The following is an 18,448-nucleotide window of genomic DNA, read 5'->3' on the forward strand; positions in this document are numbered from 1 at the left end:
CCCCCGTGCCCGTCGGCGCCCCCGACACCGGCCCGGTGCGCCTGGTGGGCGCCCAGGTGCCCATCGGGCCCGGACCGCGCGTCGCCGACGCCCGCGCCGCCGCAGTGAAGGCGCCGCCGCCGGAGGCCGGCCTGGTCGCGAGCTGGTCCAGGCCGCGCCCCGGCGTCAACGGCACGGACGCCGCCGTGGGCCCCGCCGTCCCCGCACCGCCCGCGCAGGAGCCGGGCGGCGGCTGGCGGCCCTGGCGTTTCCGCATGTCGAACGACGTATGGGGGACCCCATCCGTCGCCGGCGACCTCGTCTACGTCACCTCCTTCGAGGTGCACGCCCTCGACGTGGCCACCGGCCGCCGCCGCTTCAAGACCCGGGACGTCGCCTGGTCGATGGCGGTCGCGGACGGCCGTATCCACGCCTCCGACGGCCCCACCCTGTTCGCCCTGGAGGCCCGCGAGGGCGCCGACCTGTGGCGGATCCAGACGGACGCCTGGGTGTACTCGCTCAAGGCCGACCGGGGCACGGTCGTCACCGGCAGCCGGGGCGGCGGCGTCCAGGGCTGGGAGGCCTCGGGCGGCCAGAAGCTGTGGGAGATCAGCGGGGCGCAGACGGACTTCGAGTCCCCGGAGGCCGGCCCGGCACTGCACGACGGCACGGTGTACGTCTGGCAGGACGCCCGGCTGCGCGCCCTGGACGCCCGCACCGGCGACGAGCGCTGGTCCTACCCCATCGGCGACGCGGCCTCCTGCGGCGGCGTACCGGTACGGGTGACACAGGCGCCGGACGGCTATGTGTACGTCTCGGCCGGCACCCGGGTGCTCGCGCTGGACATCGCGAGCGGCCATGTGAAGTGGCACTTCGAGGCCCCGGCGGTCTTCCTCTGCCCGCCCGCCTTCGTGCCGGGCCCGGCCGTCACCGGCGGTGGCGTCTACCTGGCCGACTACCTCGGCACGGTCTACGCCCTCGACGCCGCCGACGGCCGCGACCGCTGGCGCATCGCCACCGAGGCCCGGGCCTCGATCGAGCCGGTGCTGGTGGTGGCGGGGCATGTGCACGTCGGCAGCGGCAAGGGGCTCTACACCCTGGACGCGGTCACCGGCACACCCAAGTGGCGCTTCCAGGCGGGCGGCGACATCGTGGGCGCGCCCGCGGTGGCGGAGGGCCGTATCCACTTCGGCTCCACGGACCACCTGCTGTACACCCTGAAGGCCGACGACGGCCGGCTGCGCTGGAAACTGGCGACCGGCGGCGAGATCACCGGCGCCCCGGTCGTGAAGGACGGCGTCGTGTACGCGTGCAGCAAGGACCGCTGCGTGTACGCGCTGGACGCGGAGAAGGGGACGGGGACGGCCAGAACGGCGTGATCCATCGGGTCGGACGGCCGTCGTACCGGGCGCTCGGAAGGGGTTCCGGACGGCGGCCGTCGCTGCGGAGAGCGTGAGTCCCTGAAACTTCGCCGCTCTCATCCCAGACGCTACGCCCGGTCCGGGGAGGGCGCGATACGAGGGCGCGGCGCCGGACGGCTCAGCGTGTCCTGAACTCCGGGCGGCGGGCGGCGAACAGCTCCGCCTGCCGCGCGTCCGGCAGGTTCCCGAGCGAGATGAGATGCGGGGCCTGCGCGAACCCGGCGGCGAGAGCCGCCTCCTTGGCCGCCCACAGGGCCCGGACGGTGCCCTGCACACCCTCGGGCGGATACCCGGCGATGACCGTGGCGCACCGCACCGCGGCCTCCAGAGCGGCCCCGGGTTCGGTCAGTTCGGAGACCAGCCCGGTCTCGTGGGCCCGCTGCGCGGAGATCCGCTCGGCGGTCCCCATGAGCATCATCCGGGCGACCTCGCCGTACGGCATCCGTTGCGCCATGAGGACCGACTCGTAGGCGCTGACCATGCCGTACGTCGTGTGCGGATCGAAGAACGCCGCTGTCGTGTCGGCGACGACGAACTCGCTCTCCCCGAGCAGGTAGAAGGCGCCTCCGCAGGCCATTCCCCGTACGGCCGCGACGACGGGCTTCCAGAGGTCGTTGGACTTGGGTCCGACCCGCAGCAGCGGATCGTCGGCCATGTAGGGGGAGCCGGGCTGCGGAACCTCCGCGCTCCGGTCGAGGCCCGTGCAGAAGGCGCGCTCGCCCGCCCCGGTGAGGACGATCGCCCGCACGGTGTCGTCGAACCGCAACTCCCGCCAGCACGCCACGAGTTCGTCCCGCAGGGCGAGATCGATCGCGTTGAGCCTGTGCGGCCGGTCGAGGGTGACGACGGCGACCCCGGAGTCCTTGTCGACGCCGACCCCCAGCCCGCTCACGACAGCACCCACTGCGGAAGCCCGTCGGAGAACACCACATGCACCCGCGCGCCGATACGGACGCGCCCCGGGTCCAGGGAGTCGAGCGGCGCCCCCGCCGAGCTCACCAGATTGCCGACGAGCCGTATCCGGGGGGCCTCCGCCAGCTCGACGAGGACCACGTTGTACGGCGCCTGCGCCGCGTAGTCCGGAAGGAGCGGGGGATGGGGGACGACGTAGGACCAGATGCGGCCGTGCCCGGACAGCTGCCGCCACTCGGTCCCGAAGGACTGGCAGTGCGGGCAGCAGGGCCGGGGCGGGAAGCGGGGTTCGTGGCAGTCGGCGCAGGACTGGACCCTGAGTTCGCCCTGGGCGGCGTAGCGCCAGAAGGGGGCGCCGTCGGAGTCGGTGACGGGGGTGAGCATCGGCCTACTTCCTCAGCAGGAGAGCGGACGTGGGGACACCCTCACCGGCGGTGACCAGGCAGGTCTCGGCGCCCGGGACCTGGGCGGTACTGGTGCCGCGCAGCTGCCTGACGCCTTCGTTGATGAGGTTGAAGCCGTGCACATAGGCCTCGCTGAGCCCGCCTCCGCCGGTGTTGAGCGGCAGCCGTCCACCGATCTCCAGCGCGCCCTGCTCGGTGAAGGCGCCGCCTTCGCCGCGCCCGCAGAAGCCGTAGCCCTCCAGGGAGAGCGGTATGAGGGCGGTGAACGCGTCGTAGATCTGGGCGACGTCGACATCCTGCGGGGTGAGGTCGGCGTGCTTCCACAGATGCCGGGCGGCGGTCCAGGCCGGGCCGGTGAGCGGGTCGTCGTTCCAGTAGTTGACCATGCCGTGGTGCTGGGCGGGCAGCCCCTGGGCGGCGGCGTGGACGTAGACGGGCGCGTGGCGGCCGTCCCGTGCCCGCTCCCTGCTGACGAGGACACACGCCAACGCGCCGTCGGTCTCCAGGCAGTTGTCGAAGAGGCACAGCGGCTCGCTGATCCAGCGGGAGGTCATGTACATCTCGCGGGTGAGGGGTCGTTCGTACATCACGGCGGCGGGGTTCTGGTTGGCCCTGTTCCGGCAGGCGAGGGCGACGTTGAACAAGTGATCCCGGGTGGCGCCGTATTCGTGCATGTAGCGGCGGGTGAGCATGGCGATCTCGTCGACGGGCCGCAGCAGCCCGTAGGGCCGGGTCCACTGGGCGGGAGTCGGCAGCTGGACATCCGTGTTCCGCCAGGGCCGGGGCCCCGACCCGCGTTTGCGCGACCGCCAGGCGACCCCCACGGTCGCCTGCCCGGTGGCGATGGCGGCGGCGAGATGGGCGACGGTCGCGCAGGAGCCCCCGCCGCCGTAGCCGACCTTGCTGAAGAAGGTCAGATCACCGAAGCCGACGGCCTTCGCGAGCTCCACCTCGTCGGTCTCCTCCATGGTGAAGGAGGCGAGGGCGTCGACTTCTCCCGGGGCGATACCGGCGTCGTCGAGAGCGGCGAGGACCGCGCGGCAGGCGAGCGTTCTCTCGTCCTCGGGAAGGTTCTTGGCGAAGGGCGTCTGGCCTATGCCGACGATGGCGGTGGCGTCCTTGAGCCCTGTCGTGCGACCTGTCATGGGGAACCTCCGCGGGACTGTCCGCCGGGCTGACAGTGCGTCAGGCTACAGCTAATCTGACGGGTAGTCAGCTACTGGGTTCTGGAGGCTGGTTGTGCGCGGAGACGTGGAGTGGGGCAGCGTTCCGGGTCTGGTCCGGTCGGCGGCGGAGCGGTACGCGGACGTGGAAGCCGTGGTGGAGGGCCGTACCCGGGTGACCTACGCCGAACTGGGCGCCCGGGTGGAACGCGCGGCGGCGGCGTGCGTGGCGAACGGGGTGGAGGCGGGCGACCGGGTCGCGATCTGGGCCCCCAACTCCCTGGACTGGATGGTCTCGGCGCTGGGCGCGGTGTCGGCCGGCGCGGTGCTGGTCCCGCTGAACACCCGGTTCAAGGGCACGGAGGCGGCGGACGTGCTGCGCCGCAGCGGGGCGCGGCTGCTGTTCGTGACCGGGACCTTCCTGGGGACGTCGTACGTGGCGTCGCTGCGGCGGGCGGTCGCGGAAGGGCCCGGGCTGCCGGCGCTCGCGCAGGTCGTGGTCCTGTCGGACGACGCCCCGGCGGACTACTGGACGTGGAAGGACTTCCTGGCGAGCGGGGAGGGCGTGGGCGAGGCGGAGGTACGGACCCGGGCGGCCTCGGTACGCGGTGCGTGGCCCTCGGACATCGTCTTCACCTCGGGCACGACGGGCCGCCCGAAGGGCGCGGTGATCACCCACGCCCAGACACTGCGGGCCTACGAGGTGTGGAGCGACCTGGCGGGTCTGCGCCGGGGCGACCGCTATCTGATCGTGAACCCGTTCTTCCACACCTTCGGCTACAAGGCGGGCGTGATCGCCTGCCTCATGCGGGGCGCGACGATGATCCCCCAGCCGGTGTTCAACGTGGACACGGCCCTGGCGAACATCGCCTCGGAGCGCGTATCGGTCCTCCCGGGCCCGCCGACCCTCCACCAGTCCCTGCTGGACCACCCCGCTCGCGACGCGTACGACCTGTCGGCGCTGCGTCTGGTGGTCACGGGCGCGGCGGTGGTCCCCCTGACCCTGGTGGAGCGGCTGCGGACCGAGCTGGGCGTGGAGACGGTCCTGACGGCGTACGGCCTGTCGGAGGCGAGCGGCGTGGTGACGATGTGCCGCCGCGGCGACGAGCCCGCGGTGATCGCGTCCACGTCGGGCAGGGCGATCCCGGGAACGGAGGTCCGGGTGGTGTCCGCCGCGGGCCGGGCGGTGGCGCCCGGGGTCCCGGGTGAGGTGCTGGTCCGGGGCTTCAACGTCATGCGGGGCTACTACGAGGACGAGACGGCGACGGCGGAGGTCCTGGCACCGGACGGCTGGCTGCGGACGGGTGACGTGGGCGTCCTGGACGAGGCGGGCAACCTCCGCATCACCGACCGCCTCAAGGACATGTTCATCGTCGGCGGCTTCAACGCCTACCCGGCGGAGATAGAGCAACTCCTCGGCCTGCACCCGGACGTGGCCGACGTCGCGGTGATCGGCGTCCCCGACCCCCGGCTCGGCGAGGTGGGAAAGGCGTACGTCGTGCGGCGACCGGGCGCGGTGACGACGGGCGACGACCTGATCGCATGGGCACGCCGGGAGATGGCGAACTACAAGGTCCCCAGGACCGTGGAGTTCGTCGGCGAACTCCCGAGAAACGCGAGCGGAAAGGTGCTGAAGGGCGAATTGCGGGGGTGACCGGCAGACCCGTCCGCCGCGGCGACGGCAAGGGCGACGGTGACGAGGATCTTCTTGGCGCTGGTCGTCCTGGACCGGATGTCCCGGGCCGTTCCCCGGGCATGCCTCGGCCGCGACGGCTCCCCCTCCGCGCCGCCGCGGCCGATCCCCGTGTGGGAAAAGGGTCTGATCAGGCGGGCTCTTCCGTGACATGTGTGTTGTCCGGGGTGGCCACGACCTCTTCGTCCACGTCGGTGACGTGGGTGTTGAGCGGCTTGATCGGGCTGCTCGTCACGTGGGTGTTGAGCGGCTTGATGTCCTCGCCGCTGTCGACGTCGGTGACGTGGGTGTTGTCCGGCTTGACGACCGGGTCTTTCTCGGTGCTGCTCATCGTGCTGCCTCCCCTGGGGCGGATCATCGTGGAACTGAGCGCCCACCCGGTCACTCCCCCGTGGGTGCCCGGGTGGGCTGCTCGGGCCGCTCACCCTGAACCGCGGGCGCTGCGGCCTTACCAGCGATCCGTCTGCCCCCCGACGCGACGGATCGACAACACAGAGCCTGCCGGGCCGCGATAAACGAACGATGAACGCGGCCGCGCACCACGAACACCCTCAGGCGGCGGCGACAGGCGTCAGGAGCGCACGCACCTCGGCCGCCTCCGGCGAGTTCAACCGCTCGTAGATCTCCAGGGCCTCGCGCCAGCAGACCTGCGCCCTGCCGGAGTGGCCGATGCCGTTCAGCGCCCGGCCGAGGACCGTGAGGACGTGTCCTCGGCGCCACTCGCCCCCGATGCCCCTGAGGACGGTGAGCGCCATCTCGGCGTTGCTCGCGGCCGGCGCCGGCTTGCGCGCGTCCAGTTCGACCTCCGCCAGACGGCAGAGGGTCATCCCCTCCCACAGGCGCTGACGGCTGTCGCGGAAGACTCGCAGGGCCTCTTCCAGTTGCTCGGCGGCCTCGGTGTGCTGTCCGGTCTTCCCCAGAGCCATCCCGAGGGCGTAGCGACCGTTGGCTCCCCTGAGGGTGTGGCCCAGCTCCTGGTAGATGTCGGCTCCCTGGCGGGCCAGGGCGACGGCCGTGTCCGCCCGCCCGGTGGCGAGGTGGAGCCGGGACAGGTTGCACAGCGGGCTGGCGGAACCCGCCAGGTCGCCGGAGCCGCGGAACTTGTCGATCGCCTGGCTGAAGTAGCGTTCGGCGTCCGTGTGGCGGTTCTTGTAGAACGCGATGCTTCCGAGGATGTTCGCCGCCCAGCAGGAGGGCAGCGGGTCGTCCGTGGCCTCGGCGAGCTGGATGGCCTCCCGCGCCTCCGGGTACGCGAGGTCGAACTGACCGGAGAACAGTCGCGCGTTGCTCAGTACGACGGAGGCCCGGCCCTCGGCGCGCACGTCCCCGGCAGCACGTGCGGCATCTCGCAGGGTGGTGGCGGAGGCCTCGTACTCCTTCGCGTTGGCACCCGACTCGGCAAGGTCGACGGAGGCCCACAGGAGGTCGACCGCGCGTCCCAGCGTGCTTCCCTGCGCCGACTGCCGGACGCAGGCGAGGAGCGGCACGGCTTCGGAGTACAGCCAGTCCCGGGCCGTGTGCCGGTCGGGAAACGTCAGGCCCGCGTTACCGGTCGGGTAGAGATGGTCCACCAGCCGGTCCCCGGGCCGCTCGATCGCGTACACCCCGGCCGCGGTCGCCAGATAGAAGTCGAGCAGCCGGGACAGCGCCGCCCCCCTCTCACCGGGCGGCCACTCGTCCCGCTCCGCACACGCACGCGCGTAGAGCCGCACCAGATCATGGAACCGGTAGCGGCCGGGCGCCGCCGATTCCAGCAGGGACGTGTCGACCAGGGCCTCCAGGAGGTCCTCGGTCTCCTCCACCGCCAGGTCCAGTACCGCGGCTGCCGCGGCGAGCGAGATGTCCGGGCCGTCGGCCAGTCCGAGCAGCCTGAAGGCGCGGGCCTGGGCGGGCTCCAGCTGGCCGTAGCCCAGCTCGAAGGTCGCCTTCACCGCGAGGTCCCCGGCCTGGAGTTCGTCCAGGCGCCGGCGTTCGTCCGCCAGCTTCGCCGCCAGGACGGACACCGTCCAGGTGCGGCGGGCCGCGAGGCGCGACGCGGCGATGCGGATCGCCAGCGGCAGGAAACCGCACGCCGCCACCACGTCCAGGGCGGCGTCCCGCTCGCTGCCCACCCGTTCCTCGCCCACGATCTTCGTGAAGAGCGCCAAGGCCTCGTCCGGCGACATCACGTCGAGGTCGACGAGGTGCGCCCCGGCGAGGTCCACCATCCGCACCCGGGAGGTCACCAGCGCCGCGCAGCCCTCCGTGCCGGGGAGCAGCGGACGTATCTGGGCGGCGTCCCGCGCGTTGTCCAGCAGCACCAGCACCCGGCGGCCGTCCAGGACCGAGCGGTACAGCGCCGCCCGCTCCTCCAGGGAGTCCGGGATCGCCGAGTCGGCCGTGCCCAACGCCCGCAGGAACGAGCCCAGTACGGCCTCCGGCTCCGCCGCCCGGGACCCCGCGCCCTGGAGATCGACGTACAGCTGACCGTCGGGGAAGGCCCCGCGTGCCTGGTGTGCCACGTGCACCGCCAGGGTCGTCTTGCCGACGCCGCCGATGCCCGCCAGCGCCGACACCGCCATCACGCGGCCCTCCGCCGATGCCAGAACCTCGCCCAGGTCGGACACGAAGGAGGCGCGGCCCGTGAAGTCCGGGACCGTCGCGGGCAGTTGCGCCGGGCGGACCGGCGCGGCGGCGGGTTCCGGCTGCGGGGACAGGGGTTCCGCGAGCCCCGGGTCCGCCTGGAGGATCCGCTGTTGCAGGTCCCGGAGGCCGGGGCGGGGGTCCACGCCCAGTTCGTCCGCGAGCAGGCGGCGGGTGTCGGCGTAGACCGCCAGCGCCTCCGCCTGGCGCCCGCTGCGGTACAGGGCGAGCATGAGGAGTTCGCGCAGCCGCTCCCGGAGCGGATGGGCCGCGGTGAGGGCCGTCAGTTCCGAGACGGCCTCCGCGTGGCAGCCCTGCTCCAGGTCCATGTCCAGGCGGGATTCCAGGAGCTGGAGCCGCCATTCCTCCAGCCTGACCCGCTGCGAGGACGCGTAGGGGCCCGGCACTCCCGCCAGTACCTCGCCGTCCCACAGGGCGAGCGCCCGGCCCAGCACGTCCCGCGCGTGGCACAGATCGCCGGCGCCGCGCGCCTTCTCCGCCGCCGTGGCCAGCTCCTGGGCCACCGTGAGGTCGAGCGCGCCCTCGCCCAGCGAGCGGATCGCGTAGCCGCCGGCATCGCTGACCAGGACGTCGGGGTCCAGGACCTTGCGCAGCCGGGAGGCGTACGTCCGCAGCGCCGCCAGCGCCTGGGACGGTGACTCCTCGCCCCACAGGGCGTCGATCAGTTCGGCCGCCGTGGCCGTACGGCCCTCCCGCAGCAACAGGGCGGCCAGCAGCGCCCGTTGCTGAGGGGAGCCCATGGGCAAGGACTCCTCGCCGCGCCAGGCCCGGACCGGTCCGAGCACGCTGAAGCGCAGCGGCAGCTCCGCCTCCGCCGAGGAGCCGGGACGCCGCTGCTCAGGCACCCGCGGTACTCCGTCCATCGCCGTCCCCCTAGGGCCTGTCGTCAAATTCCCGCCTGCCGCACGGCGCCATGCGCGCAGAGCACGCACCTGACGCCGCGCGGCCCGCCCTCCGGGCGGACGACGGGAGTGTGACGACAGGCACCAGACACAGTGAGCAACCACGCCAGTTTGCCTTGTTCATGGCAGATGCGTCAGCTGTGGAGACCCCGATCACAGGCAGGCGCGCGGGATATCACAAGGCCCTCACGTGCTCTTCGCACACTTCCGCACACAAACCGCCACCATTGGCCCCCGCCCGCGCAGCTGACGGGTCGTCAGATCGGCGCTACCGTGACCCCCATGACCGAGACCACGGACACCACCCCGGCCCTTCCGTTGATCATCTCCGTCGACGACCACACCGTGGAGCCGGCGGATGTCTGGCAGCACCGGCTTCCGAAGAAGTACCTGGACACCGGGCCCCGCATAGTCCGCGCCCCGCTGAAGGAGATGACCTTCCTCGGCGGCCGCTTCAAGCCCGTGATGGGCGCCCCCGGCACCGACGGCCCCCTCGGCGACTGGTGGGTCTACGAGGACCTGCACCGGCCCCTCACCCGCCTCGACACCGCCGTCGGCTACAGCAGGGACGAGATCAAGCTCGAAGTCATCACTTACGAGCAGATGCGGCAGGGGTCCTACGACGTCCCGTCCCGCCTCGCCGACATGGACGTCAACCACGTCCAGTCCGCCCTCTGCTTCCCGACCTTCCCTCGCTTCTGCGGCCAGACCTTCACCGAGGCCGCGGACCGCGAGCTGGGCCTGCTCTGCATCCAGGCCTACAACGACTGGATGGTGGAGGAGTGGTGCGGCCCGCAGGCGCGGGGCCGGCTCATACCGCTCACCCTCATCCCTCTCTGGGACGCCGAGCTGGCCGCCGCGGAGGTCCGGCGCAACGCCGCGCGCGGCGTCCGGGCCGTCGCGTTCTCCGAGATACCCCCGCATCTCGGCCTGCCCTCCGTCCACACCGACGACTGGGACCCCTTCCTCGCCGCCTGCGACGAGACCGGCACCGTCATCGCCATGCACATCGGCTCCTCCAGCCGTATGCCGTCCACCTCCGCCGACGCCCCGCCCGCCGTCGGCTCCACCATCACCTTCGCCAACTGCTGTTTCTCGATGGTCGACTGGCTGATGAGCGGCAAGTTCGAGCGCTTCCCCAACCTGAAGGTGATGTACGCCGAAGGGCAGATCGGCTGGATCCCCTACATCCTCGAACGCGCCGACGTGGTGTGGGAGGAGAACCGCGCCTGGGGCGGAGTCGCCGACAAGGTCCACCGGCCGCCGTCCGAGCTGTTCGCCGAGCACGTCTACGGCTGCTTCTTCGACGACGCCTTCGGGCTGAAGAACCTCGACGCCATCGGGGTCGGCAACGTCCTCTACGAGACCGACTACCCCCACTCCGACTCGACCTGGCCGAAGTCGAGGGAGGTCGGCGAGGCCCAGATGGGGCACTTGGCCCCCGACCTCGTCGAGCGGATCGTGCGGGGCAACGCCATCGAACTCCTCGGACTCACCCCGGAGGGGCTGTGGGCCAGGTGACCGAGTACGGCATCCAGCTTCCCGTCCAGTCCCAGAGCACGATCTACGCCGAACCCTGGGAGGCCGCCGCCGGACCCGCCGACCTCCTCGACATCGCCCGGGCCGCCGACCGCGCCGGCTTCGCCTACATCGCCTGCTGCGACCACGTCGCCATCCCGCGCCGGCTCGCCCCCGCGATGAGCACGGTCTGGTACGACCCCGTCGCCACCCTCGCCTACCTCGCCGCCGCGACCGAGCGCGTACGGCTCCTCAGCCATGTCGCCGTGGTCGGACTGCGGCACCCGCTCCTGACCGCCAAGCAGTACGCGACCCTCGATCACCTCAGCGGCGGGCGGCTGATCCTCGGGGTCGGGGCCGGGCATGTGCAGGAGGAGTTCGAGGCGCTGGGGTTCGACTTCCGGCAGCGCGGCGCCGTTCTCGACGAGTGCCTCGACGCCCTGCGCGCGTCCCTCGGCCCCGAGGAGTTCCCCGAACACCACGGCAAGCTCTACGACTTCGAGGGACTGGGCCAACGCCCCCGCCCCGCCCAGCCGCAGGTCCCCCTCTGGGTCGGCGGCTCCTCGCCCGCCGCCGTCCGCCGCGCCGCGCTCAAGGGCGACGGCTGGCTGCCGCAGGGCGACCCGCGGGACCGGCTGCCCGCGCAGATCGCCCGCATCCGGGAGCTGCGCCGGGAGAAGCAGGGCCCGTTCACCATCGGTGCCATCGCCGAGCCGCTCTACATCGGCCGGCCCACCTGGGAGGTCGGGCGCCGCACCCTCAGCGGCGACCCCGAGCAACTCGCCGCATCCCTGCGGGCCTACGGCGAGATGGGCGTCGACCAGATCCAGGTCCGCTTCCGCAGCCGCAGCGGCGGCGAACTCACCGACCAGATCAGCGCGTTCGGCACCGACGTAGCACCCCACCTCTGACCGACACAGGAGTCACCGCATGGGCAAGCTGGACGGACGCGTCGTCATCGTCACCGGCGCGGCGCGCGGACAGGGGGAGCACGAGGCGCGGCTCTTCAGGGAGGAGGGGGCCGAGGTCCTGGTCGCCGATGTGCTCGACGACCAGGGGGAGGCCCTCGCGAAGGAGATCGGAGCCTCGTACGTCCATCTCGACGTGGGCGAGGAGGAGCAGTGGCGGTCCGCCGTCACGGCCGCGAAGGACAGGTACGGCCATGTCGACGGGCTCGTCAACAACGCCGGCATCCTGCGCTTCAACTCCCTCCTCGACACCCCCCTCGACGAGTTCATGCAGGTCGTCCAGGTGAACCAGGTCGGCTGCTTCCTCGGCATCAAGACCGTCGCCCCCGAGATGACCGACGGGGGGACCATCGTCAACACCGCCTCCTACACGGCGGTCACGGGGATGGCGGCCGTCGGGTCGTACGCCGCCACCAAGCACGCGATCCTCGGTCTCACCCGGGTCGCCGCGCTGGAGCTGGCGCGGCGGCGGATCCGCGTGAACGCGGTCTGCCCCGGGGCCATCGACACCGCCATGTCCAACCCCGCCCTCCTCGACCCCGAAGGCGATACCGAGGAGACCTCGCGGGCGGTCGGGAAGCTCTACCGCAAGCTCGTGCCGCTGGGGCGGATCGGGCAGCCGCAGGAGGTGGCGCGGCTGGCGCTCTTCCTGACCTCGGACGACTCCTCGTACATCACCGGGCAGCCCTTCGTGATCGACGGCGGCTGGCTGGCGGGAGTCAGTCTCAGCTGACGGCTCGTCAGCTATTGACGCTCCATGCGGCCGGTGGAACAGTCTGGGCAGTGAATCTGACGATGCGTCAGGTAATGACTCGTGGGGACGGTGAACCTCCTTGGAATTCGGGCTCTTTGTACAGGGATACGTGGGCAAACGCGCCGAGACCGACCCGCTGGCCGAGCACAAGGCGCTGATGGAGGAGACCGAGTACGTCATCCAGGCGGACAAGTCCGGTTTCAAGTACGCCTGGGCCTCCGAACACCACTTCCTGGAGGAGTACTCGCACCTCTCCGCGAACGACGTCTTCCTGGGATACCTGGCGCACGCGACGGAACGGATCCACCTCGGCTCGGGCATCTTCAACCCCCTCGCCCAGGTCAACCACCCCGTGAAGGTCGCCGAGAAGGTCGCCATGCTCGACCATCTCACCGGCAACCGCTTCGAGTTCGGCAGCGGGCGGGGGGCCGGGTCGCACGAGATCCTCGGCTTCCTTCCCGGCATCACCGACATGAACTACACCAAGGAGATCTGGGAAGAGACCATCGCCGAGTTCCCCAAGATGTGGCTCCAGGACGAGTACGTCGGCTTCCAGGGCAAGCACTGGCAGCTGCCGCCGCGCAAGGTGCTGCCCAAGCCGTACGGGAAGTCGCACCCCGCGATGTGGTACGCCGCCGGATCGCCGCCGTCGTACGGGATGGCGGCGCGCAAGGGCCTCGGGGTGCTCGGGTTCAGCATCCAGAAGGTGTCCGACATGGAGTGGGTGCTGGAGCAGTACAAGACGGCGATCGTGAACGCGGAGCCGATCGGGGACTTCGTCAACGACAACGTGATGGTGACGACGACCGCGATCTGCGCGCCGACCCACGCCGAGGCCATCCAGGTCGCCGTGAACGGTGGGCTGCACTATCTGCCCTCGCTGGTGTTCCGGTACCACGACACGTTCCCTCGTCCCGAGGGGTTCCCGGTGTGGCCGGAGACGCTGCCGGAGTACACCCCGGAGTTCGTCGAGCTGCTCATCGAGGAGGAGCTGCTGATCTGCGGGGACCCGGACGAGGTGCTCACGCAGTGCAAGCGGTGGGAGCAGGCCGGGGCGGACCAGTTGAGCTTCGGGTTGCCGGTGGGGGTGCCGAAGGAGGAGACGCTTCAGACGATTCGGCTCATCGGTGAGCATGTGATTCCGAAGATCGACACGGATCCCGTGCATCGGACTTCCCGGTTCCGGGCTGCCTCGTAAGCGCCGTTGCGGGGTGCGGGTTGTCTGTGGCTGGTCGCGCAGTTCCCCGCGCCCCTGGGTAGGTAGATCCGCCGCCAACCAGGAGGTGAACCCCCGTGCTCGATCACGTCATCAAGGGCGCGACCATCGTCGACGGCACCGGCGCCCCTTCCTACAGCGCCGACCTCGGTATTCGCGACGGCCGTATCGCCGTCATCGGTACCGTCACCGAGGAAGCCCGCACCACCGAAGACGCCACCGGCCTGATCCTCGCCCCCGGTTTCGTCGATCCGCACACGCACTACGACGCCCAGCTGTTCTGGGACCCGTACGCCACGCCCTCCCTCAACCACGGCGTCACCACCGTCGCCGCAGGGAACTGCGGGTTCACCCTCGCGCCCCTCAACCCTGATCGTCCCGAGGACGCCGACTACACCCGCCGGATGATGTCCAAGGTGGAAGGCATGTCCCTGGTCGCTCTCGAAGAAGGGGCGCCTTGGAGCTGGAGCTCCTTCGGGGAGTATCTGGACGCCCTCGAAGGACGGATCGCGATCAACGCCGGTTTCATGGTGGGGCATTGCGCGCTGCGGCGGTACGTCATGGGGCCGGATGCCGTCGGGGGGCAGCCCACGCCCGATCAACTCGACGCGATACTGAGGCTGTTCCACGAGGCCATGGACGCGGGGGCCTGGGGGCTTTCCACCACCCAGTCGTCCACCCACTCCGACGGTGACGGACAGCCCGTCGCGTCCCGGCACGCCGGACCCGCGGAGCTGCTCGCTCTCGCCAAGGCGGTCGGCGAGCACGAGGGCACGCAGATCGAGGCGATCGTCGCCGGGTGCCTCGACCAGTTCAGTGACGCCGAGATCGAGCTGTTCGTGGAGATGAGCGCGGCGGCGGGACGGCCCCTGAACTGGAACGTCCTCACCGTGGACGCCTCCGTACCCGAACGCGTGCCCCGGCAGCTGTTCGCCAGTGAGCAGGCGCGGAAGGCCGGCGGGCGGATCGTCGCGCTGACCATGCCGATCCTGACGCCGATGAACATGTCCCTGGGCACCTTCTGCGCGCTCAACCTCATCCCCGGGTGGGGTCCCGTCCTCGGGCTGCCCGTCCCGGAGCGGATCGCCGAGCTCCGGGACCCGGACGTACGCGCCGAACTGCTCCGACGTGCCAACTCCAAGGAGGCGGGCGTCTTCCGACGGCTGGCCGACTTCGGGCGGTACGTCATCGGCGACACGTACAGCGAGGCGAACCGCGGGCTCAGCGGGCGGGTCGTGCGGGACATCGCCGCGGAACGCGGGCAGGACCCCTTCCACTGCCTGGTCGAGATCTGCGCCGCCGACGATCTCCGTACGGTCCTGTGGCCCATGCCCACCGACAACGACCCCGCCTCCTGGGCGCTGCGCGCCGAGACCTGGCAGCACGAGGACGTCATGCTCGGCGGTTCGGACGCGGGGGCGCATCTGGACCGGATGTGCGGGGCGCCGTACACCACCCGCTTCATCGGCGACTGTCTGCGCGGGCGGAAGCTCGCCACCCTGGAGCAGGCGGTGAAGATGCTCACCGACGATCCGGCCCGTCTCTTCGGGCTGCGCGAGCGCGGGCGGATCCGGGAGGGCTTCCATGCGGACCTCGTGCTCTTCGACCCGGAACGGATCGACGCGGGCACGGCCACCCTGGTGCACGACCTGCCGGGCGACAGTCCGCGCCTCGACTCCCGGGCGATCGGGATACGGGCCGTGTGGGTCAACGGCGTCGAGGCGATCCGGGACGACGTGGTGAGCGGGGCCGTGCCGGGCAAGGTGCTGCGGTCGGGGCGGGACACCCGGACGGTGGCGACCAAGTGACCTCGAAACAGCGGCTGTTCGTCGATGGCGCGTGGACCGAGCCGGCGGGCGGGCACTACGAGGTCGTCGATCCGGCGACCGAACGGACCGTCGGGTGGGCGCCGGAGGCCTCGCGGGATCAGGTGCACGCGGCCTGTGCCGCGGCCCGCGAGGCCTTCGGTCCGTGGTCGCGTACGGAGCCCGGGGAACGGGCCGCGGTGCTCGCGCGGGCCGCCGACCTCATCCGGTCGAGGTTCCTGGAGTACGCCGAGCTCGCCCAGGCCGAGACCGGCGCCACCACCGGGACCGCGCGGGCGATGCAGGTCGGGGTCGCCGCCGCCCGCTTCCAGCGGTACGCGCGCGTGGAGCCCGCCGAGTGGGCGATCCCGCCGCAGATCAACGAGGCCGGGCCGATGGGCCGGGCCGGGGTGATGGGCGCGCTGGCCGTACGCCAGCCCGTCGGGGTCGTCACCTGCATCACCTCGTACAACAACCCCTGGGCCAACCCGGCGGGCAAGATCGCCCCCGCCCTCGCCATGGGCAACACGGTCGTCGTGAAGCCCGCCCCGCAGGACCCGCTGTCGGTGTACCGGATGGCCGAGGCGCTGGAGGCGGCCGGGGTGCCGAGAGGGGTGCTCAACGTGGTCTCCGGCCGGTCGGCCGAGGTCGGTGAGGCCTCCGTCGACTCGCCCGACGTCGACATGGTCTCCTTCACCGGCTCCACCGCCGTCGGACAGCGCATCGGCGAGGTGTGCGGGCGCGGGATGAAACGGCAGCTGCTGGAGCTGGGCGGGAAGGGGGCGGCCCTCGTCTTCGACGACGCGGACATCGCCTCCGCCGTGGCCGGGATCGGGACCACCTTCTCCTTCTACAGCGGGCAGATCTGCACCGCGCCGACCCGGGTGCTCGTGCAGCGCGGGGTGTACCAGCGGCTCGTGGACGGGCTCGCCGCGTACGCCGGGCATCTGAAGGTGGGGGACCCGCGGGCGGCGGACACCGTCGTCGGACCGGTGATCTCCGCCGCGCACCGGGAACGGGTGGAGTCCTACGTCGACATCGGGCGCAAGGAGGGCGCGGTGGTCGTCACGGGCGGCGAGCGGCCGTCGTACGACCACGGCTTCTACGTCGCTCCCACCCTCCTCGCCGACTGCACGAGCGGGATGCGGGTCGTCCGGGAGGAGATCTTCGGACCGGTCGTGTCCGTGGTGCCCTTCGACGACGAGGAGGAGGGCATCGCCCTCGCCGCCGACTCCGACTACGGCCTCATCGACTACGTCTGGTCCGGTGACGTCGCCCGCGCCTTCCGCGTGGCACGGCGGCTGCGGGCCGGCGGCGTGGGGGTGAACACCGTCGGACGGAACATGGAGGCGCCGTTCGGGGGGTTCAAGAAGAGCGGCGTCGGACGGGACGTCGGGTCGTACGCGCTGCACGCGTACAGCGAGGTGCAGGCGATCGTCTGGCCGGGATGAGACGGTTCCCCACCACCCGGCTCGGGCACAGTCGTCCCATGGAGACCATGGTGCGGGTCAAGGACGGCGAGGTCTGGGCCGAGGACACGGGCGGCGACGGGGTCCCGGTGGTGCTCCTGCATCCCGGGATCGCGGACTCCAGGTGCTGGGAACCCGTGCTGCCGGAGCTCGCCGCCCGGCACCGGGTGATCCGCTACGACGCCCGGGGCTTCGGCCGCTCGCCGAACCCCACCACCTCCTACTCCCCGGCCGAGGATCTGCGGGCCGTGCTCGACCACTTCGGCGTGGGGCGCGTGGTCCTCGTCGGTACGAGCATGGGCGGGGTCACCGCGGTCAGCGGGACGCTGAACGAGCCGTCGCGGGTGGCGGGGCTGGTGCTGCTGGTGCCGGGCATCACCGGCTACCCGGACCTGGAGGACCCCGAACTGACCGCGAGGATCGGCGAGTTGGCCGCCGCGGGCGACATGGACGGCCTGCTCGCCCTGTCCCTGGAGACCTGGGCGGCGGCCGGCACACCCCCCGACACCCGGGCCGCGGAGTGGCTGCGGGCGGCGATCCCGGCCTGGTTCACGACGTACGGCCACCAGACCGAGGACCCCCCGGCCTTCCCCCGCCTCGGCGAACTGACCATGCCCTGCGCCCTCCTCCTCGGCGAGAAGGACACGGCCAGAACGGTCCGCTGCAACGAGGCGATGGCCGCCGCGATCCCGGACTGCCACCTCGTACGCCTGCCGGACTGCGACCACCTGCCGACGCTGCGGGCGCCGGAGACGGTACGGGACCTGGTGCTGGAGACGGCCGCGAGAGCCTCCTAGCCGTCGAGGTCCACCCGCACCGTCAGCAGTCCCGACCCCATCGCCCGCACGGCCGTGCTGTTCAGGCGCGGCAGGCCCCGCAGCCGGGCGACCGGGTCGTCGTCGGGGAGGAGATGGGCCGTTCCGGTGTGCCAGCGGCCGCGCAGACGGACCCGGACCCGCGGGTCGGCCTTGATGTTGCGGACGTACTGGGAGCGTTCGCCGAACTCCGAGACCAGCCAGAAGGAGCCCCCGACCCGGCGGCCGCCGACCGGGGTCGGGCGGGGGAGGCCGGAGGTGCGGCCGGTCGTCTCCAGGAGGGTCTGGAAGGGGAGGCGGCGCAGGAGCGGGTTGCCGATCCGGCGCTGGAAGGCGGACACGGCCCGGTATTTGCGTTCGTTGTGGCGGGGCATGGTTACCGAGTCTCCTGGAGATTGTGGTGGTGGGCCATGCGTGTGGTGACGTGGAACCTGTGGTGGCGGTTCGGTCCGTGGGCCGAGCGGCAGAAGGCGATCGTCGCCGTCCTGCGGGAACTGCGGCCCGACGTCGTGGGGTTGCAGGAGGTGTGGGCCGACCGGCGGAGCGGGGAGAACCTCGCCGCCTGGCTCGCCGGGGAACTCGGACTGCACTGGACGTGGGCCGCCTCGACCGCGCCCGAGCGCTGGCAGCGGCGGATCGGGGACCCGGCGGTCGACATCGGCAACGCGGTGCTGAGCCGCTGGCCGCTGCTGGAACAGGACGTCCTGCGACTGCCGGCCCCGCCCGACCTCGACGACGGCCGCCTCGCCCTCTACGCCCGGCTGGGCGCCCCCGACCACCCCGTCC

16 protein-coding genes are annotated in these 18,448 nt (G+C 71.8%); 10 read left to right on the plus strand and 6 right to left on the minus strand.

Annotated features, from left to right (window positions below; translation table 11 throughout):
- On the plus strand, window positions 1–1,358 hold a 1,358-nt coding region (locus tag HLK59_RS38660), incomplete at its 5' end, for a PQQ-binding-like beta-propeller repeat protein (protein ID WP_171146314.1).
- 160 nt (window positions 1,359–1,518) lie between these two features.
- On the opposite strand, the gene HLK59_RS38665 is transcribed toward HLK59_RS38660, so the two are convergent.
- From HLK59_RS38665 to HLK59_RS38675, 3 genes are read right to left on the minus strand one after another with little or no spacing between them, the layout of a single operon-like run.
- Window positions 1,519–2,304, minus strand: a complete 786-nt coding sequence (locus HLK59_RS38665) for an enoyl-CoA hydratase/isomerase family protein (RefSeq protein ID WP_171146315.1) — start codon at window positions 2,302–2,304, stop codon at window positions 1,519–1,521.
- The gene (locus HLK59_RS38670) at window positions 2,289–2,696 is read right to left on the minus strand and encodes an OB-fold domain-containing protein (protein WP_171146316.1); all 408 of its coding nucleotides are present in this window, start codon (window positions 2,694–2,696) and stop codon (window positions 2,289–2,291) included. The genes HLK59_RS38665 and HLK59_RS38670 overlap by 16 nt, the downstream gene beginning before the upstream one ends.
- A 4-nt stretch (window positions 2,697–2,700) precedes the next feature.
- Window positions 2,701–3,861, minus strand: coding sequence for a lipid-transfer protein (locus HLK59_RS38675; RefSeq protein ID WP_171146317.1), 1,161 nt, complete (start codon window positions 3,859–3,861; stop codon window positions 2,701–2,703).
- A 94-nt stretch (window positions 3,862–3,955) separates the two neighbouring features.
- Between HLK59_RS38675 and HLK59_RS38680 the strand changes: the two genes are divergently transcribed.
- Window positions 3,956–5,533, plus strand: coding sequence for a FadD3 family acyl-CoA ligase (locus tag HLK59_RS38680; RefSeq protein WP_171146318.1), 1,578 nt, complete (start codon window positions 3,956–3,958; stop codon window positions 5,531–5,533).
- 169 nt (window positions 5,534–5,702) lie between these two features.
- Here the strand turns inward: HLK59_RS38680 and HLK59_RS38685 are convergent, their stop codons facing one another.
- A complete protein-coding gene (locus HLK59_RS38685; protein WP_171146319.1) occupies window positions 5,703–5,903 on the minus strand; it encodes a hypothetical protein in 201 nt (66 codons plus the stop codon).
- Window positions 5,904–6,123: 220 nt separating this feature from the next.
- The gene (locus tag HLK59_RS38690; RefSeq protein ID WP_171146320.1) at window positions 6,124–9,078 is read right to left on the minus strand and encodes an AfsR/SARP family transcriptional regulator; all 2,955 of its coding nucleotides are present in this window, start codon (window positions 9,076–9,078) and stop codon (window positions 6,124–6,126) included.
- Window positions 9,079–9,399: 321 nt separating this feature from the next.
- Between HLK59_RS38690 and HLK59_RS51525 the strand changes: the two genes are divergently transcribed.
- The 7 genes from HLK59_RS51525 (at window position 9,400) to HLK59_RS38725 (ending at window position 17,644) form a co-directional block, all read left to right on the plus strand.
- Window positions 9,400–10,638: an amidohydrolase family protein gene (locus HLK59_RS51525; RefSeq protein ID WP_171146321.1), complete on the plus strand. Its 1,239-nt coding sequence runs from the start codon at window positions 9,400–9,402 to the stop codon at window positions 10,636–10,638.
- Window positions 10,635–11,546 carry a TIGR03619 family F420-dependent LLM class oxidoreductase gene (locus tag HLK59_RS38700; protein ID WP_171146329.1) on the plus strand — a complete coding sequence of 304 codons (912 nt, stop codon included), beginning with the start codon at window positions 10,635–10,637 and terminating at the stop codon, window positions 11,544–11,546. The genes HLK59_RS51525 and HLK59_RS38700 overlap by 4 nt, the downstream gene beginning before the upstream one ends.
- 19 nt (window positions 11,547–11,565) lie before the next feature.
- Window positions 11,566–12,336: an SDR family oxidoreductase gene (locus HLK59_RS38705; RefSeq protein WP_171146322.1), complete on the plus strand. Its 771-nt coding sequence runs from the start codon at window positions 11,566–11,568 to the stop codon at window positions 12,334–12,336.
- Window positions 12,337–12,436: 100 nt separating this feature from the next.
- Entirely contained in the window at window positions 12,437–13,555 is a 1,119-nt protein-coding gene (locus HLK59_RS38710) for an LLM class flavin-dependent oxidoreductase (RefSeq protein WP_171146323.1), read from the plus strand.
- Window positions 13,556–13,650: 95 nt separating this feature from the next.
- A complete protein-coding gene (locus tag HLK59_RS38715; RefSeq protein ID WP_171146324.1) occupies window positions 13,651–15,381 on the plus strand; it encodes a D-aminoacylase in 1,731 nt (576 codons plus the stop codon).
- Window positions 15,378–16,829 carry an aldehyde dehydrogenase family protein gene (locus HLK59_RS38720; protein WP_171146325.1) on the plus strand — a complete coding sequence of 484 codons (1,452 nt, stop codon included), beginning with the start codon at window positions 15,378–15,380 and terminating at the stop codon, window positions 16,827–16,829. Before HLK59_RS38715 ends, HLK59_RS38720 begins: the two co-directional genes overlap by 4 nt.
- Window positions 16,830–16,867: 38 nt before the next feature.
- Complete coding sequence (locus HLK59_RS38725) at window positions 16,868–17,644, plus strand: alpha/beta hydrolase (protein ID WP_171146326.1); 777 nt, start codon at window positions 16,868–16,870, stop codon at window positions 17,642–17,644.
- On the opposite strand, the gene HLK59_RS38730 is transcribed toward HLK59_RS38725, so the two are convergent.
- Window positions 17,641–18,036 (minus strand): nitroreductase/quinone reductase family protein, encoded by a 396-nt coding sequence (locus tag HLK59_RS38730; protein WP_171146327.1) that lies wholly within the window; start codon window positions 18,034–18,036, stop codon window positions 17,641–17,643. The genes HLK59_RS38725 and HLK59_RS38730 overlap by 4 nt on opposite strands.
- 36 nt (window positions 18,037–18,072) lie before the next feature.
- On the opposite strand from HLK59_RS38730, the gene HLK59_RS38735 reads away from it, so the two are divergent.
- On the plus strand, window positions 18,073–18,448 hold a 376-nt coding region (locus HLK59_RS38735), incomplete at its 3' end, for an endonuclease/exonuclease/phosphatase family protein (protein ID WP_171146328.1).

The sequence above is a fragment of the Streptomyces sp. S3(2020) genome, from assembly GCF_013044505.1.
Lineage (GTDB): Bacteria > Actinomycetota > Actinomycetes > Streptomycetales > Streptomycetaceae > Streptomyces.

Excerpts from the sequence above, each read along its gene's own strand:
- HLK59_RS38670 (WP_171146316.1), bottom strand. The coding sequence starts at position 2,696 with ATGCTCACCCCCGTCACCGACTCCGACGGCGCCCCCTTCTGGCGCTAC.
- HLK59_RS38675 (WP_171146317.1), bottom strand. The coding sequence starts at position 3,861 with ATGACAGGTCGCACGACAGGGCTCAAGGACGCCACCGCCATCGTCGGC.
- HLK59_RS38685 (WP_171146319.1), bottom strand. The coding sequence starts at position 5,903 with ATGAGCAGCACCGAGAAAGACCCGGTCGTCAAGCCGGACAACACCCAC.
- HLK59_RS38690 (WP_171146320.1), bottom strand. The coding sequence starts at position 9,078 with ATGGACGGAGTACCGCGGGTGCCTGAGCAGCGGCGTCCCGGCTCCTCG.
- HLK59_RS51525 (WP_171146321.1), top strand. The coding sequence starts at position 9,400 with ATGACCGAGACCACGGACACCACCCCGGCCCTTCCGTTGATCATCTCC.
- HLK59_RS38705 (WP_171146322.1), top strand. The coding sequence starts at position 11,566 with ATGGGCAAGCTGGACGGACGCGTCGTCATCGTCACCGGCGCGGCGCGC.
- HLK59_RS38725 (WP_171146326.1), top strand. The coding sequence starts at position 16,868 with ATGGAGACCATGGTGCGGGTCAAGGACGGCGAGGTCTGGGCCGAGGAC.
- HLK59_RS38730 (WP_171146327.1), bottom strand. The coding sequence starts at position 18,036 with ATGCCCCGCCACAACGAACGCAAATACCGGGCCGTGTCCGCCTTCCAG.